Genomic DNA, 16,534 nt, shown 5'->3' with positions numbered 1-16,534 from the left:
TCCTCAGGCGCCGTGCCCTCCATGGTGCGCCTGTTGCTGGACCAGGTCCACCTCGGCGTACGCCGCCCCCTCGGCGAGCTGCGCGTAGCCCGGGCCGCGGTCGAAGAACGCCTCGGACGCGGCCGGGCGGGCGGACCGCTCGGCGACCGTCGCGGCCTCGTCGTACGCCAACGAGTCGTCGTCGAGCGAGCCGGTGAGCACCACGCCGTACGACGCGAGCGCGGCCTCGGGCGAGACCTTGCGCCAGACCACGTCGCGGACGACGAGGGCGGGGTCGCGGTCGAGCGGGTTGCCCCAGCCGCCACCACCGGTGGTGCGGATCCGGATCACCTCGCCGGCGGCGACCGGCTCGGCGTCGGCGAGGGCGTCGACCTCGCGCTCGTTCGGCCCGCCGGCGTCGATGACGACCTCGAACGGCTTGCCGGCGAGCCCGCCCTTCACGCCCCAGCAGGCCAGGATCGAGCGGTCCGCGATGGACATGAAGTGGCCGTCCTTGAGCATCCGGATGTGCTTCTCGTAGCCGAGGCCGCCTCGGAACTGGCCCGCTCCCCCGCTGTCCATCGCCAACGACAGCGACTCGACCCGGAAGGGGAAGCGCGCCTCGGTGAACTCGGACGGCAGGTTCCGCGAGTCCGGCACGACGTGGATCGTGTCCTCGCCGTCGGCGTAGTAGCGACCGCCGGAGCCGCCGCCGAGCACCTCGCGCATGAGGTAGGGCCGGCCGTCGAGGTCGTCGCCGTACACGCCGGTGTAGCGGATCGTCTCCTGGTCGGCCGGCATCCGGCCGTCGACCGCCTTGGCGACGACGCCCGCGAGCACGCCGAGCAACCGCAGGATCACGAACGTGCGCGCGTTGGTCGGCGCCGGGAAGACCGGTGTGAGCAGGGTGCCCGGCTCGGGGAAGCGCATCTCGATGAGCGGCACGATGCCCTCGTTGACGTCGAGCTCGGCCATCCGCTCGGGGTTCTCGGCGAGGTTGCGCAGGATCGGCGCGAGCCACTTCTTGAGGAAGACGCCGTCGCTGTAGTCGCCGCAGTGGTTGATCGGCCCCTTCGCCTGGGGCGACGTGCCGTCGAAGTCGAGGATCAGCCGCTCACCACGGTGCCCATCAGTTCCGGGATCGTCGGCGGGGGTGCGGGTCAGCGTGATGCGCTGGGTGTGCAGCATCGGCTCGTCGACGCCGTCGTGCTCGGCGTAGTCCTCCCAGACCCAGGAGCCGACCGGGATCTGGCTCAGGATCTCGCGACGGTAGGTCTCGGTGGTGCGGCTGATGATCGCGTCGAAGCACGACTCGACCGTGTCCACGCCGTACCGGTCGAAGAGCTCGCCGAGCCGGCGCGCGCCCATCAGGCAGGCCGAGCACTCCGCGTCGAGGTCGGCCGCCAGCGACTCCGGCATCCGCGAGTTGCGGGTCATGATCGACAGCGCGGCGCGGTTGGGGACGCCCGCGTCCCAGAGCCGGATCGGGGGGACCATCAGACCCTCCTCGAAGACGCTGGTGGCGTTGGACGGCATGGAGCCGGGTACGGCGCCGCCGATGTCGTCGTGGTGGCCGAAGGCCTGGACGAACGCGACGACCTTGCCACCGCTGAAGACCGGGACCGTCACGCACAGGTCGGGCAGGTGCCCGATGCCGCCCTCGGAGCGGTAGACGTCGTTGTGGAAGAAGACGTCGCCCTCCTGCATCTCCTCGATCGGGAAGTCGCGGGCGACCGGGTGCACGAGCGCGGAGTACGAGCGGCCGGTGAGCTTGCGCAGCAACCGGTCGTGGATGCCGGCGCGGAAGTCGTGGGCGTCGCGGATCATCGGGCTGCGGCTGGTGCGCCCGATCGCGGTCTCGACCTCCATCTCGACGGAGGCCAGGGAGCCCTGGACGATCTCGACCAGCACCGGGTCGGCGCTCGCGCCGGCGTCGTCGGTGAGGTGGCCGAACGGGAAGTCGGTGGGTGCGCGCCGGCTCATGCCTGGCTCCTCGTCACGATCAGGTTCAGGTACTCGTCGACGCGTACGTCGAAGCCGGGGTGCACGGGGACCGTCGAGCCGAACTCCTCGATGATGACCGGGCCCTCGATGCGGGTGCCCGGCAGCAGGTCCGGTCGCCAGAGCACGGGCGTCTCGACGTAGCCGTCCGCGGGTTCGAAGCAGACGCTTCTCGTTGGTCGAGTAGCCGGCGACGAAGGAGCCGGCGTATCGAGACCGTGGCGCTTGATGTCGGGGCGCTGGATCGGGCCGATCCCGGAGACGCGGAGGTTGACCCACTCGACCTGCTGGGTCGGATCCCCGGAGAAGTCGTAGCCGTAGAGCGCCTTGTGCTCGGCGTGGAACGCGTCGGCGACCGCGGCTGGGTCGAGCTCGCCCGCCGGGACCGTCACGCGCACCTCGAAGGCCTGACCGAAGTAGCGGAGGTCCGCGGTCCGCACGAACTGGTGCTCCTCCGGGTCGAAGCCCTCCTTGGTCAGCGCCTCGGCGGCCTGCGCGGCGAGCGCGTCGTACACGCCTGTCACGACGGCCGGGTCGAGCTGGTCGGCGAGGGTGACGTGGGTCTGCACGTAGTCGTTCTTCACGTCGACGGTGAGCAGCCCGAACGCCGAGACGTTGCCGGGGTTCGGCGCCACCAGGACGGTCGGGATGCCGAGCACGTCCATCAGCCGGCAGAGCAGCAGCGAGCCGGAGCCGCCGAAGGTGGTCAGCGTGAAGTCGCGGACGTCGAGGCCGCGCTTGACGGTGACCTGGCGCAGTGCGTTGGCCTGGTTCCACGCCGAGATCTCCAGGACGCCGGCGGCGCACGCCTCGGGCGTCATGCCGAGCCGGGCGGCGAGCGCCTCGATGCCGGCGCGCGCGGCGTCGACGTCGAGGGGGATCTCCCCGCCGAGCAGGTGCGGAGGGATCCGGCCGAGGAAGACGTGGGCGTCGGTGATGGTGACCTCGCTGCCGCCCTTGCCGTAGCAGATCGGGCCGGGGTCGGCGCCGGCCGACTGCGGGCCGACCTTGAGCGTGCCCTCGGGCGAGAGCCAGGCGATCGAGCCGCCGCCGGCGCCGACGGTGACCACGTCGATCATCGGGATCTTGGACGGGAAGGCGCCGACGGAGCCCTCCGTCGTCAGCGTCGGCTCGCCGTCGATCACCACGGACACGTCGGTCGACGTACCGCCGCCGTCGGAGGTCAGCACCTTGTCGAAGCCGGCGACCTTGGCGATCAGCGCGGCGCCGAGCGCACCGGCCGCCGGCCCGGACAGCACGGTCGTGATCGGCTGGTGCACGACCTCGTCGGCGGAGAGCACGCCGCCGTTGGACTTCATCACGTAGAACGGGATGGTCCGGTCGTCGAGGCCCTGCTGTGTGTATTGGGCGAGGCGGCTCGCGATGTTGCGGACGTACGCCGAGAGCCGCGGCTTGACGGCGGCGTCGACGAGGGTGGTCATCGCGCGCTCGTACTCGCGGTACTCGCGGAGCACCTGGCTCGACAGCGAGACGATCGCGTCGGGGTGCTCCTCGGCGAGGATCGCGCGCATCCGCTCCTCGTGGACCGGGTTGGCGTAGGCGTGCAGGAAGCAGACGCCGAGGGTGGTGATGCCCTGGGCGCGGTACCAGCGGGCGACGGCGCGGGCGCCGTCCTCGTCGAAGGGCCGGACCTCCTCGCCGTTCACGTCGAGACGGCCCTCGACGCCCTTGACCAGGTCGCGGGGCACGATCCGGTCGGGCTTCACCCAGAAGTAGGAGTTGCCGTAGCCGTCGGGGACGGACTGTCGGGCGATCTCGAGCATCGCCTCGTAGCCGGTGTTGGTGATGAAGCCGAGCCGGTCGACCTTGCCCTCGAGCAGCTGGTTGGTCGCGACCGTGGTGCCGTGGCTGACCGCGTCGATGTCGGCGCCGGTCGCGCCGAGCAGGCCGAGCACCTTGTCGATGCCGGCGAGGAAGCCGTCGGCCGGGTTGCTCGGCGTCGACGGCGTCTTGGTGGTCACCAGCTCGCCGGAGTCCTCGTCGAAGGCGACGACGTCGGTGAACGTGCCTCCGGTGTCGATGCCGATCCGGATCCGCCGGGTCATCGCTGGTCCCCTTCGAGGTAGAAGTCGGTGGTCGTGGTCGAGCTGGCCACCAGCCTGCCCGACGCGACGACGTACGCCGGCGCGTCGTGGTGGGTGAGCACGGCGCGCAGCGTCGGGTGGTGGTGCACGACGAGGTCGGCGTTGCCGCCCTCCTCGAGACGATGGCCCTCGACGCCGAGGACCCGCGCCGCGGTCGTGGTGACGGCGTCGTAGACGAGGTCGATGCCGGCCGTGTCGACGGCCTCGAGCGCGTGGGCGGCGAGGAACGCGACCTCGACCATGTTGTGGCGGCCGAACGGGTAGTACGCGTCCTCGATGTCGTCCTGGCCGAGCGCGACGGGCAACCCCATCGCGGTCAGCTCGCGCACCGGCAGGTGCAGCGGACCGGTGTGCGGGTCGCTGACGAAGCCGAGCCCGGCGCGGCGGGCGATGCCGGCGAGTCGCTCGAGGCTGGGGCGCGGGTAGAGGCCGATCGCGCGGGCGTGGTTGGCGACGCCACGACCGACCAGGCCGTGCTCGATCATCGCGGCGGCGAGCATCTCGGTCGTCCGCAGGTGCGGGTCGCCGGCGTCGTCGACGAGCATCGCGACCCGGCGTCCGTGGGCGGCGGCCAGCACGCACATCCGGCGCACGTGCTCGCGGGCCTCGGCGTCGGTGTGCTCGATCCACGGGATCCCGCCGACGACGTCGGCGCCGAGGTCGACGGCCTCGCGGACCAGCTCCTCGGCGCCCGGGTCGCAGAGCAGGCCGTCCTGCGGGAACGCCACGACCTGGAGGTCGACCACCCCGCGGAGCTCCTCGCGCAGGGCGAGCAGCGGGATCACGCCCTCCAGCCGCGCCTTGGTGTCGACGTCGGCGAAGGCGAGCACGTGCCGGACGCCGTACCGCACGGCCTGGAGGACCGCGCGCCGTGCGTTGGGCTCGATCCAGCTGCGGTCGTAGCCCGCCTTCACGGCGGACGCGAGCTCGATGGAGGTGAGGGCGGAGCCCATGTCGCCGGAGGTGTACGCCGTGAGCGCGGCGTCGCCGATCCGGTCCAGGGTGTGCACCTTGTCGAGGTGCATGTGGCCGTTCGCGAAGCTCTCGGTGACGAGGCCGCCGGCGGCGTCGATCTCCCGGGTCGCGCTGAGCCTGTCCTGGGTGACGGCGGTGATCCGGCCGTCGTCCATGCCGACCTGCCACCGCCCCTCGCGGCCGCGGAGCCTGGCGTCGGCGATCAGGAGCTGGTGGGTGGGCACGGGTCGATTCAACCGGGCCCCGGTGGCGACGGACCACGGCAGACCTTGCCGACGGCCAGGCGTCGCTCCGGCAACGTCTGCCAGGGTCAGCGCGCGGGTGCGATCCGCACGGCCTCGAAGTCCGTGCCACGGCAGGCGAGCCGCACGGTGACGGGCACGTCGTCCTCGAGGACCTGGCGCAGCAACGTCTCGTCGGGCGCCGGCCGGGTGGCCGCGGTGATCTCGACCGGCACCATCACCTCGGCCCAGCGGTCGAGTCCGATGCCGGTGCCCTCGCGCGCCTGCAGGGCCGCGGTGTACGGCGGGTGCACGGCGGCCAGGTCCTCCTGGTCGGGGACGTCCTCCGGGTCGATCCAGAGCCACCGACCGGTCAGTGTCGCCGGCCCGGTGCACGGCACGTAGCGGGCGCGGTCGACGACCAGCTGTGGCCGCTCCGCCCACGGGATCGACTCCCGCATGTAGACGTAGTCACCGCCCTCCTCCGCCGCGAGCAGCACGTCGCCGGGGTCGGCGCCCTCGACCTCGTAGACGTCCACCGTCCCCATCGACGGCTGCTCCGACCCGTCGCAGCCCACCCAGGCGCCCTCGTCGCGGGCGGTGCCACGACGCGGGACGTTCATCCCGTTGACCGGGCGGAAGACCTCCCCGCCGACCAGGATCCGCGCAGCGCACTCGCCCTGGAGGTCGTCGTCGGACGAGCAGCCGGCGACGGATCCGGCGACCACCAGCACGACGAGCACGCAGAGGACCGCTCGCCGGGGCACCGACCCTTTCTACCGCACGGCACACTCGGAGGATGCGGATCGTCATCGAGGGCCGGGACCTGCCCGGCCGCGCGTTCGCGTCGTACGCCGACGTGCACGTCGCGCTGCAGGTGCGGGCCGACCCGGTCGACCCGGTGCCGGGCGACGCGCAGTCGGCGCGCTGGGAGACCGAGGTCCGGGTGGTCGACGGCGACGTCCGTGGCCCGGCCGTCCACGGCAAGCGCGGCGAGCGGTTCCTCTACCTGACCTGGGGCTCCCCCGTCGGCGACGACTGGGGCATGTTCCGGCGGGCGAAGCTGATGCTCGCCGGCGCACCGTCGGCCGGGGACGACGACACCCTGGTGGCGACCGTGTCGCTCACCGACGAGCAGGGTGCTCCGCGGTGCGCGCGGGTGCACCCGCCAGCGATCTCGTGGGACGTTCAGGCGTCGGGCGCCCGCTCGTTGTAGATGCCCGCCTCCTCCTGGCTGGTGAGGGCCTGGATGGCGGTCATGATCTCGTCGGTGATCTGCCGGCGGGCCTTGCCGAGCGGCACGCCGTCGTACCGACCGACGACCTGGATCGGCTCACCGAAGCTGATGGAGACCGGTACGACGCGCGGGAAGCGGGCGTCGACGGGCTGGAGCTTCTCGGTGCCGGTGATGCCGACCGGGACGACAGGCACGCCCGCCGTGAGGGCCAGGTGGGCGACGCCGGTGCGGCCGCGGTAGAGGCGGCCGTCGCGGGAGCGGGTGCCCTCGGGGTAGAGGCCGAACGCGTCGCCGCGGCCGAGCACCTCGAGCGCGGTGTCGAGGCTGGCGATCGCGGCGCGCGGGTCGTCGCGGTCGACGGGCAGCATCCCCATCCCCTCGAACCACGCCTTCTGCAGCCGGCCCTTGATCCCGCCGCCGCGGAAGTAGTCGGACTTGGCCAGGAAGTGCACCTTGCGCGGCGCCACGATCGGGATGACGAGCGAGTCCGCGAAGCTCAGGTGGTTGCTGGCCAGCAGCACGGCCCCGGTGCGCGGCACGTTGTCGAGACCGGTCACCGTCGGGCGCCACACCAGCTTCGCGACCGGCGGGACGACCGCGTGGAGGACCGAGTACATGACCACCCGACCAGTCTTGCGGTTACCGGTCGGTCAGCCGACTCCGCGTCTTGGGAGGTGGGCGTCTCACGTCTCGTGGGCGACGATGTCGCGCGCCAGGCTCTCCCACTTCGCGTAGGCGTCGGGGTACGCCGAGCGCTGCACCGCCTGCGCGGCCTGGGTGACGGTCATCGACTGCCAGCCGCTGATGTCGGTCAGGCCGGGGTTGGAGGTGTGCGTCGCGACGCCGTAGAACGCCTTGCTCGCGAGCACCGGGTCCAGGATCTGCGCGTCGGTCCCCCAGCCCTGGCTGGTGCGCTGCTGGAAGAGGCCGAGGGAGTCGCGGTCGCCGTAGTCGACGTTGATCAACGTGGACTCCTGCATCGCCGTCGCGAGCGCGACCACCCAGCCGTACTCCGGCACGCCGGCCTGCTGGCCGACGCCGATGATCGTGCGCGCGTTCTGCTTCTGCTCCTCGGAGAGCGAGTCGTACGTCGTGCCCGGGGTCGAGCCGCCGCCCCCGGTGCCGAGCAGCTCCTGCCAGGTCGCCGGCCCCACCACACCGTCGACGCCGAGGCCGGCCGAGGACTGGAAGCTGCGGACCGCACTGTCGGTGGCGGGACCGAACGCCCCGTCCGCGGTGACCGACGCGCCGTGCTTGACCAGCTGCACCTGGAGCGCCTGCACCGCCGGGCCGCTGTCGCCCTGCCGGAGGGTGCTGACCAGCGCGCCGAACGTCGCCGGGCCGGCGATGCCGTCGGCGCCCAGGCCGGCGCCCGACTGGAACGCCTGGACGGCGGCCTTCGTGCCACTGCCGAAGTCGCCGTCGGCGGCCGTGGAGTAGCCGCGCGAGGTGAGCAGGTGCTGGAGGCTGGTGACGTTGGCCCCGGTCGCGCCGGTGCTGAGCGTCGGGTAGGTGGCGGCGTACGCCGGCCGCGTCAGCGCGAGGCTGAGGACGGCCAGGAGCAGGACGACGGCGATGCGAGAGACCCGAGTCATGCCTCCACCGCAACACGGACGGTGATCGACCGGCTAGCGGGATAACCCTCGTGCCCGGAAATAGGTGAAGGGCCCTCGGAAGTATGAGTTCCAAGGGCCCTTCGGTTGACCGGTACCGATGACGCTCCCGATCGACTGCTCTTCTCTTCCGGCCCCGGCGTCGTCGTCATCTCGCCGCCGCGATCACTCCCCGGCAAGCCGGTTCGTTCTCGTCTGGACCCTCGTCTCCGAGCTGTCCCGCCTCCCGTTGCCGGAGGGCGTGGGAGAAGTTCTATGCCCTCGGGAACGGGCTGCGCAAGAGCTTTCCGGAACATTCTTCTGGTTCCACCGAAATGGGCGTCTTCGTCCACAGAAGTGGCCCCGGTTGTCCACAGAAAACGCTCAGATCCCCACAGTTGAGCGGGATCGACGGTGGTTGAGGTGCGAGCGGAGCAAGCCTCGAAACCACCCAGGAAATGAAGAAAGGCCCTTGCGAGTATGAGTCGCAAGGGCCTTCCAGGTGACCGGTACTGATGACGCTCCCGATCGACCTCTCGTCGATTCCGGCCCCAACGACTTCGTCATCCAGTCGCCGCGACGCGTCCCCGGCAAGCCGGCTCTTCGTCGTACGGACCCTCACCTTCGAGCTGTCCCGCTCCCCGTTGCCGGAGGGCGTGGGAGAAGTTCTATGCCCTCCGGAACGGGCCGCGCAAGAGCTTTCGCCAACATTCCTTCGGTTCCACCGGACTGCCCGGTTGCTCCACAGGTCCGGGGTCGTTTCTCCACACTTCCCGGCAAAGAATCCACAGGTTTTCCACCGGTCCTGTGGATGAGATCCGCAGGACGGACCTCTCGCTCGGGGGTCGCACGGTGACCTGATTTCTTGCACGCACGTGCGTTCACTATGAACGCACGTGCGTGGCAAACCATCGGGGCGTACACCTCCAGCACCCAGGTCGGGCGGTTGAATACCCGCATGCGTCGATACCTCTGGGCGATCACCGTCCTGGTGCTGCTCGTGCTCAGCGTCGTGCTGTTCGCGATGTCGACCGATGACGGGGACTACGGCTGGTTCGCCTACGCCCCGGGCTCCGGCGAGATCGACCTCGGACGCGACATCGTGCTGATGTCCCGGACACGGGTTGCCGCCTGGGCGGCGACGGCGCTGGCGCTCATCGTGCTGGCGGCCGGAACGGGCTTCGCGCTGGGGCGCCGGACCCGCAGGGATCCCTAGGCCAACGCCGCCTCGAACGCCGCAGCGACCTCGAGCAGGAACCGGTCGCGTCCGTGCGCGGCGACGATCTGGATGCCGACGGGGAGGCCGTCGGCGGTGGTGCCGAAGGGCACCGAGATCGCGGGGCAGCCGGTGACGGTGATGAAGTAGGCCGCCCGCATCCAGTCGAGGTAGGTCTCCATGGGGCGGCCGTTGATCTCGGTCGGGAACTCCTGGTCGGCCGGGAACGGCGGCACCTGGGAGACCGGCAGCACGAGCACGTCGTACGCCGTGAAGAACTCGCGCATCCGCTCGGAGAGGGTGGTGCGCTGTTCGTACGCGCGGGCGACGTCGGCGCCGGTCAGCGACTCACCGGCGCGGATGTTGTCGGCGAGCGACGGCTTGAACGAGTCTGGGTGCCCGGCGAGCAGGGCGCCGAAGCGAGCCTGGAAGTGCCAGGCGCGCAGGGTGCGGAAGGTGTCGTCGGCCTCGGTGAGCAACGGCGCCGCGGCGGTGACGGATCCGAAGACCGAGCCCGCCGACTCGACGATCGAGGCCACGTCGTGGTCGACCTCGATCGCGCCGCCGAGGTCGGTCGAGAGGGCGACCCGGAGCCCGGAGAGCGAGCCGGCGAGCGGCAGCGCGAAGGTGACGCCGGGGTCGCCGAGTGCCTGCGGCGCCCGCGGGTCCGGCCCGGCCATCACCGAGAGCAGCAGCGCGAGGTCCCCGACGTTGCGGGCCATCGGGCCGCCGACCGACGTGGTCTCCCACTGGTTGGCGTGGGGCCACTCCGGCACCCGGCCCAGCGACGGCCGGAGGCCGACGACCCCGCAGAACGACGCGGGGTTGCGCAGCGAGCCACCCATGTCGGACCCGTCCGCCAGCGGCACCATCCCGGACGCGAGCGCGCACGCCGCTCCCCCGGACGAGCCGCCCGCCGACCGGGTCGGGTCAACCGGGTTGAGGGTGGTGCCGAAGACCTTGTTGAACGTGTGCGAGCCGGCGGCGAACTCCGGCACGTTGGTCCGCCCGATCACGACGACGCCGGCGCGGCGTACGCGCTCGACGATCAGCTCGTCGGCGTCGGGGACGTGGTCGGCGAAGAGCGGGGAGCCGTACGTCGTGCGCCAGCCGGCCACCTCGTGGGTGTCCTTGAACGCGAACGGCAGCCCGTGCAGCGGCCCCACCTCGGCGCCGGCGGCCAGCGCCTCGTCGGCCTCGGCCGCCCCGGCCCGCGCGCGGTCCTCGTCGAGCGAGACGATCGCGTTCAGCTCGGGGTTGCGCTCCCGGATCCGGTCCAGGTGCAGGTCGAGCAGCTCGCGCGCGGAGATCTCGCGCCGGCGTACGGCGTCCGCCTGCTCGCGCGCCGTCGACCCGACGGAGATGCTCATCGGCGCCGGCGACCGAAGAGCCCGCCGACCACGACGCCGAGCACCACCAGCCCAGCACCGACGACGATGCCCTTGAGGAAGTCTCCGCCGCCGCTGGTCGAGCTCGTCGAGACCCCAGGACGCGCGAAGACCACACCGGGCGCGTCGGCCGGGCCGGCGCCCGCGGGGGTCTCGACGGCCCCGGCCGCCGGAGCCGGAGCAGGCCCTTGGGCGATCGCCGTGGCGACGTTGCCGAAGAACTCGCCCGCCATCCGCTTCGAGACGCTCGTGAGCATCCGCTGGCCGACGCCGCCGACCATGCCGCCGACGACCGCGTCGGCCTCGTAGTCGACCTTGGTGACGCCCGGCTCGGCCTCGCCGAAGTAGACCTGCACGGTGGCGTCGATGGTGCCGGGCGCGCCGGCACCGGAGAGCCGCATCACCAGGGACTCGTGCTCCTTGAGGTCGGACAGCGTGCACGAGCCCTGGTAGGTGCCCTTGATCGCGGCGACGCCGGCGGTGACCGTCATGTCGTAGGCGTTCTCACCCGTCGCGGCGAGCTGCTCGCAGCCCGGGATGGTCGCGACCAGCACGCGTGGGTCGAGCAGCGCGTCCCAGGCCATCTCGACCGGGAAGGGGATGACGTTGGATCCGCTGATCTTCATCGGGTGTGCTCCTGGCGCAGGGTGAACAGCTCGGACGGGGAGATCGGCATCGCCGTGATGGTCAGGCCCTCGGCGTCCTCGATGGCGGCGGCGAACACGGCGGCGGACGGGATCACGCCGGCCTCGCCCGCGCCCTTGATGCCGAGGGGGTTGAGGGGCGACGGCGTCTCGAGATGGTCGATGTCGATGCCGTCGGGGACCTCGGTGACGTAGGGCATCAGGAAGTCCATGAACGACGCGTTGAGCAGCTGCCCCGACTCGTCGTACGCCATCCGCTCGTAGAGCGCTCCCCCGACGCCCTGCGCGACGCCGCCGTGGATCTGGCCCTCGACGATCATCGGGTTGATCAGGTGGCCGCAGTCGTGGACGACGGCGTACTTGAGGATCGTGATCTCGGCCGTCTCCGGGTCCGTCTCGACGATGACGGCGTGCATGCCGGACGCGAAGGTCGCGCGCTCCGGCGAGTAGAAGTCCTTGCCCTCGAGCCCCGGCTCCTCGTCCTCGGCCACCGGCGGCTTGCCCGGGTCGCCGACGGAGAACTGGGTCGCGGCCTTGGACGCCTCGTCGAAGGCGTACCGCAGCGGGTTGGACAGCACGGACACCGTGCCGAGGTCGATCGAGGTGCCCGGCGAGCCCTTCACCGACACGACGCCGTCGATGATCTGCAGGTCCTTCTCGTCGGCCTCCAGGGCCTCGGCGGCGATCTTGAGCGCCTTCTCCTTGGCCCGCTTGGCGGCCAGGTGGATCGCCGAGCCGCTCATCACGGCCGCGCGCGACGCGAAGGTGCCGACGGCGTACGGCATCCGGCGCGTGTCGCCGGTGACGACCTCGACGTCCTCGAACTTCACGCCGAGCTCGTCGGCGACCAGCTGCGCGAAGACCGTCGCGTGGCCCTGGCCCTGGGTGGTCAGGCCGGTCGCGACCTTGACCTTGCCGCTGGTCTCGATGTGCACGTGCGCGCCCTCATAGGGGCCGACGCCGGTGCCCTCGACGTAGCAGGCAAGGCCGATGCCGACCTGCCGTCCCTCGGCCGCCATCTCCGCCTTGAACGCCGGGAACTCGTCCCAGCCCACCAGCGCCTTGGTCTTCTCCAGCATCGCCGGGTAGTCGCCCGAGTCGTACTCCAGCTCGCGGCCGTCCTGGAAGATCAGCCCCTGGTCGTAGGGGAACTCGTCGGGCTGGATGAAGTTCACCGCCCGCACCGCGGCGCGGTCCTTGCCGAGGTACGCCGCGATCGCGTCCATCGTCCGCTCCATCGCGTAGCAGCCCTGCGGCCGACCGGCACCGCGGTACGGCGTGACCATCACCGTGTTGGTGTAGAGCGACTCGAAGACGACCTTGTAGTTCTGCGGCTTGTAGGGGCCGAGCAGCTGGGTCGAGGTGATGATCGGGACGATCAGGCCGTACGGCGTGTACGCGCCGTGGTCGTGCCAGAACTCCACGTCGAGCCCGAGCAGCCGGCCGTCGTCGTCGAAGCCGACCTCGATGTGCTGCACCTGGCCGCGCTCGTGCGCGGAGGAGATGAAGTGCTCGCGCCGGTCCTCGGTGAACTTCACCGTGCGGCCGAGCACCTTCGCCGCCATCGGGACGAGCAGCTCCTCGGGCCACGGGTGGTTGATCTTCACCCCGAAGCCGCCGCCGACGTCGGGGGTCACCACGTCGACCTGGCCGAGGTCGAGACCCATCTTCACGGCGACCGCCGCGCGGACGCCGGTCGAGCTCTGGGTCGACGTCCACACCTGCAGCCGGTTGAGGTCGGGGTCCCAGCGCGCGACCGTGCCGCGACCCTCCATCGGCATGCAGGCGCTGCGCTCGACGGTGAGGTCGAGCTCGAGCCGGTGCGGCGCCGTCGCGATCGCTGCGGGCGCGTCGCCGACGTGCTGCTCGAGCCGGGCGCCGACGTTGCCGGGCACGTCGTCGTGCACCAGCGATGTCGCGGCACGCGCCGCCTCGACCCCGACGACGGCGGGCAGGAACTCGTAGTCGACGCGGATCCGGCCGACCGCGTCCTCCGCGATGTAGCGGTCGTCGGCCACGACGAAGGCGATCGCCTCGCCGACGTAGTTGACCTCGTCCTTGGCGAGCGCGTACTGCGTGCGACCGTGGGTGAGCGCCGGGTGCGGGATCAGCAGCGGCAGCGGCTCGGCCATCTGCGGCGTGCAGGACGCCAGGTCCTCCCAGGTGAAAACGGCGTGCACGCCCTCGACGTCCAGCACGGCCTCGACGTCGATGTCGACGATCCGGGCGTGGGCGTGCGGCGAGCGGAGCACGGCGCAGTGGAGCGCGTCCTGTTCGATCGCGACGTCGTCGACGTACCGCCCCAGGCCGCGCAGGAAGCGCTGGTCCTCGACGCGCTGGACCTTCTGGCCCATCAGCTTGGTGGTCATACGGCTTCCGGTTCCTGAGCCTGTCGAAGGGCGGCCGCCCTCTCCACGGCCTTCACGATGTTCTGGTAGCCGGTGCAGCGGCAGAGGTTGCCGGCGACCATGTCGCGGGCCTCCTCGTGCGTGGGCGTGGGGTTGTCGCGCAGGCCGGCGGTGATCGTGGTCAGGAAGCCGGGCGTGCAGAAGCCGCACTGCAGGCCGTGGCACTCCATGAAGGCCTGCTGCACAGGCCCGAGCGAGCCGTCCGGGTTGGTCAGCCCCTCGACCGTGGTGATCTCGCTGCCCTGCGCGGAGACCGCGAACATCAGGCAGGCCCGCATCGGGGCGCCGTCGACGAGGATCGTGCAGGCGCCGCACACCCCGTGCTCGCAGCCGACGTGCGTGCCGGTGAGCCGGAGGTCGTGGCGCAGGGCGTCGGAGAGCAGCCGTCGTGCGGGCACCCGGATCTCGTGGGTGTTGCCGTTGACGCTCAGCCGTACGTCGTGCAGCTCCTCGCTCACATGCCCTCCCGAGCCGATAGAACCACGCGCTTGGTCAGCACCCGCACCAGCTGCGCGCGGTAGGCGGCGCTGGCGTGGATGTCCTCCGCGGGGTCGAGCTGCGCGAGCGCGGCCTCCCCCAGGTCGTCGTCGGCCACCCCGCTGAGGTCGACGACGGTCGGCACGTCGCTCACCGACAGGTAGCCCACCTTCACCGAGTCACCCTCGACGAGGGCCGCCGCGCCGACCAGCGCGTAGTCGCCGTGGCGGCGGGCGATCTCCTCGAACGCGACGCCGGCGCCCGGCGCGAGCGCCGGGAAGAACGCCGAGACCGCGATCTCGTCGTGGTGCAACGACGACTCGAGCGGCCCGACGTACAGCTCGGAGGCCGGGATCGCACGGCGCCCCGCCGGCCCCTCGACCTCGACGGAGCCGCCGAGCAACGTCAGCACGACGGGCATCTCGGCCGCCGCGTCGGCGTGCACGAGCGAGCCGACGGTGGTCCCCCGGTTGCGGATCGTGGCGTGCGCGACGTGCGACAACGCCAGCGGGACGAGCGGCTGCACGCGTCGTACGTCGTCGGAGGCGAGGACGGCGGCGTGCCGGGCGAGCGCACCCACCCGGACGCCGCCGTCCTCCACAACGATGGTGTCCAGGCCCGGGAGCCCGTTGATGTCGACGAGCATCGCGGGAGCCGCGAGCCGCATCGACAGCAGCGGGACCAGGCTCTGCCCACCGGCCAGCACCTTGGCGTTCGGCTCGCCGGCCAGGGCCTCGACAGCTTCGGCGATGGTCCCCGGCCGGCGGTACGCGAACGGTGCTGGCTTCACGGCTTCTCGTGCGCTCCGGGGTGACCCACGGACAGCATGGTCCCATCGGCGCCCTTCGGCGCGACCCACCGGGCGAGGTGGTAGCCGACGACGATCACGATCGTGCCCATGGCGATGCCGCCGAGCGTGAAGTCGTCGGTGATCGCGAAGAACCCGGTGGTCCCGTAGCCGATGCCGAAGATCAGGCCGGCCGCCAGCGGCACCAGGTTGACGGGGTTGCCGAAGTCGATGCGGTTCTCAACCCAGATCTTGGCGCCGAGCAGGCCGATCATCCCGTAGAGGACCAGGGTGATGCCGCCGATGACGCCGCTGGGCGTCGCGTAGACGATCTGGCCGAACTTCGGGATGAAGCCGAGCAGGATCGCCACGATCGCCGCGACGAAGTAGGCAGCCGTCGAGTAGACGCGGGTGGCGGCCATGACACCGATGTTCTCGGCGTACGTCGTGGTCGGCGAGCCGCCGACGGCGGTCGCGATCACGGTGCCGACGCCGTCGGCGGCGACGGCCCGGCCCATCTCGGGGTCGAGGTTCGTGCCCGTCATGTCGGACACGGCCTTCACGTGGCCCATGTTCTCGGCGACGAGCGCGATCACGGCCGGCAGCGCGAGCAGGGTGAAGGTGATGGAGAACGACGGCCAGTGCCAGCCGACCTGGTCCATGTTGTTGGCGCCGCCGAAGGGCGACTGGTTGCCGACCAGGCCCGACACGGTGTGCGACGGGAACCCGAACCAGTCCGCGTTCTTGACCCCGTCCCAGTTCACGCGGTCGCCCTCGACCCCGCCGACGCCGATGACGTCGAAGATCCAGGAGAGCACGTAGCCGAGGAGCAGGCCGAGGAAGATCGCGATCCGGCCGAAGAAGCCACGCAGGCCGACGGCCATCAGGATGACGGCGGTCATCACGATCAGGCCCATCCACCGGTCGGCGGGCAGGTAGGTGGTGGTGGCGACGCCGGCCAGGTTGAACCCGATCACCATGACCACGCCACCAGTGACGACCGGCGGGAGCACGGCGTTGACCACGCCGGGGCCGGCGAAGTGGATCGCCACGCCCACGAGGGCGAGGACGACACCCGAGACCAGGATCGCGCCGGTGACGTCCTCGGGGCCACCGTTCTGGGCGTAGATCGCAGCGGCGCCACCGACGAACGAGGCCGAGGTGCCGAGGTAGCTCGGGACCTTGCCCTTCACGATCAGCAGGAAGCAGATCGTCGCGATACCGCTCATCATGATCGCGAGGTTGGCGTTCAGGCCCATGATGATCGGGAAGACGAACGTCGCCCCGAACATCGCCACGACGTGCTGGGCACCGAGGCCCACCGTCTTGCCCCACGCCAACCGCTGGTGCGGCGCTACGGCCTCACCCGGCGCGGGATCGACTACGTCCCACTTGAACATCGACATTGCGCACACCCTTTCGGTGTCAGGACAGGCCCCGAGTCCCGCTCAACCTAGTGAGAGCCATGACACACCCACGACGGCGACAAATGCCGAAGGAACGC

The 16,534-nt window shown here is 71.3% G+C and carries 14 protein-coding genes; 2 read left to right on the top strand and 12 right to left on the bottom strand.

Going from position 1 to position 16,534, the window contains the following annotated elements; all coding sequences use genetic code 11:
- Positions 1-3: 3 nt before the first annotated feature.
- The 4 genes from ACFPYL_RS08040 to ACFPYL_RS08025 form a co-directional block, all read right to left on the bottom strand.
- Positions 4-1,962 carry a hydantoinase B/oxoprolinase family protein gene (locus ACFPYL_RS08040; protein ID WP_379152733.1) on the bottom strand — a complete coding sequence of 653 codons (1,959 nt, stop codon included), beginning with the start codon at positions 1,960-1,962 and terminating at the stop codon, positions 4-6.
- Positions 1,959-4,046, bottom strand: a complete 2,088-nt coding sequence (locus ACFPYL_RS08035) for a hydantoinase/oxoprolinase family protein (protein WP_379152731.1) — start codon at positions 4,044-4,046, stop codon at positions 1,959-1,961. Before ACFPYL_RS08035 ends, ACFPYL_RS08040 begins: the two co-directional genes overlap by 4 nt.
- Positions 4,043-5,284: an amidohydrolase family protein gene (locus tag ACFPYL_RS08030; RefSeq protein ID WP_379152729.1), complete on the bottom strand. Its 1,242-nt coding sequence runs from the start codon at positions 5,282-5,284 to the stop codon at positions 4,043-4,045. The genes ACFPYL_RS08035 and ACFPYL_RS08030 overlap by 4 nt, the downstream gene beginning before the upstream one ends.
- A gap of 86 nt (positions 5,285-5,370) precedes the next feature.
- Complete coding sequence (locus tag ACFPYL_RS08025) at positions 5,371-6,048, bottom strand: hypothetical protein (protein ID WP_379152727.1); 678 nt, start codon at positions 6,046-6,048, stop codon at positions 5,371-5,373.
- A gap of 32 nt (positions 6,049-6,080) precedes the next feature.
- On the opposite strand from ACFPYL_RS08025, the gene ACFPYL_RS08020 reads away from it, so the two are divergent.
- Positions 6,081-6,497, top strand: a complete 417-nt coding sequence (locus ACFPYL_RS08020; RefSeq protein WP_379152725.1) for a DUF5990 family protein — start codon at positions 6,081-6,083, stop codon at positions 6,495-6,497.
- Here ACFPYL_RS08020 and ACFPYL_RS08015 read toward each other — a convergent pair.
- Positions 6,470-7,135 (bottom strand): lysophospholipid acyltransferase family protein, encoded by a 666-nt coding sequence (locus ACFPYL_RS08015; protein WP_379155403.1) that lies wholly within the window; start codon positions 7,133-7,135, stop codon positions 6,470-6,472. The genes ACFPYL_RS08020 and ACFPYL_RS08015 overlap by 28 nt on opposite strands.
- 66 nt (positions 7,136-7,201) lie before the next feature.
- Positions 7,202-8,113, bottom strand: a complete 912-nt coding sequence (locus tag ACFPYL_RS08010) for a peptidoglycan-binding domain-containing protein (protein WP_379152723.1) — start codon at positions 8,111-8,113, stop codon at positions 7,202-7,204.
- A gap of 955 nt (positions 8,114-9,068) precedes the next feature.
- Between ACFPYL_RS08010 and ACFPYL_RS08005 the strand changes: the two genes are divergently transcribed.
- The gene (locus ACFPYL_RS08005; protein ID WP_379152721.1) at positions 9,069-9,326 is read left to right on the top strand and encodes a hypothetical protein; all 258 of its coding nucleotides are present in this window, start codon (positions 9,069-9,071) and stop codon (positions 9,324-9,326) included.
- Here the strand turns inward: ACFPYL_RS08005 and ACFPYL_RS08000 are convergent.
- The 6 genes from ACFPYL_RS08000 to ACFPYL_RS07975 are packed head-to-tail and all read right to left on the bottom strand — an operon-like array spanning position 9,323 to position 16,436.
- Positions 9,323-10,696: an amidase gene (locus tag ACFPYL_RS08000; RefSeq protein ID WP_379152719.1), complete on the bottom strand. Its 1,374-nt coding sequence runs from the start codon at positions 10,694-10,696 to the stop codon at positions 9,323-9,325. The two genes, ACFPYL_RS08005 and ACFPYL_RS08000, sit on opposite strands and share 4 nt — an antisense overlap.
- Positions 10,693-11,340: an SRPBCC family protein gene (locus ACFPYL_RS07995; RefSeq protein ID WP_379152717.1), complete on the bottom strand. Its 648-nt coding sequence runs from the start codon at positions 11,338-11,340 to the stop codon at positions 10,693-10,695. The genes ACFPYL_RS08000 and ACFPYL_RS07995 overlap by 4 nt, the downstream gene beginning before the upstream one ends.
- Complete coding sequence (cutA, locus tag ACFPYL_RS07990) at positions 11,337-13,727, bottom strand: aerobic carbon-monoxide dehydrogenase large subunit (protein WP_379152715.1); 2,391 nt, start codon at positions 13,725-13,727, stop codon at positions 11,337-11,339. Before cutA ends, ACFPYL_RS07995 begins: the two co-directional genes overlap by 4 nt.
- Positions 13,724-14,224 (bottom strand): (2Fe-2S)-binding protein, encoded by a 501-nt coding sequence (locus ACFPYL_RS07985; RefSeq protein ID WP_379152713.1) that lies wholly within the window; start codon positions 14,222-14,224, stop codon positions 13,724-13,726. The genes cutA and ACFPYL_RS07985 overlap by 4 nt, the downstream gene beginning before the upstream one ends.
- Complete coding sequence (locus ACFPYL_RS07980; RefSeq protein WP_379152711.1) at positions 14,221-15,033, bottom strand: FAD binding domain-containing protein; 813 nt, start codon at positions 15,031-15,033, stop codon at positions 14,221-14,223. Before ACFPYL_RS07980 ends, ACFPYL_RS07985 begins: the two co-directional genes overlap by 4 nt.
- On the bottom strand, positions 15,030-16,436 hold the full coding sequence (locus tag ACFPYL_RS07975) for a uracil-xanthine permease family protein (protein ID WP_379152709.1): 1,407 nt from the start codon (positions 16,434-16,436) through the stop codon (positions 15,030-15,032). Before ACFPYL_RS07975 ends, ACFPYL_RS07980 begins: the two co-directional genes overlap by 4 nt.
- Between the last annotated feature and the right edge of the window lie 98 nt (positions 16,437-16,534).

The sequence above is a fragment of the Nocardioides hankookensis genome, from assembly GCF_042658885.1.
GTDB lineage: Bacteria > Actinomycetota > Actinomycetes > Propionibacteriales > Nocardioidaceae > Nocardioides > Nocardioides hankookensis.
Note: the sequence above shows the minus strand (reverse complement) of the source record. Positions and strands in the feature narration are given on the sequence as shown.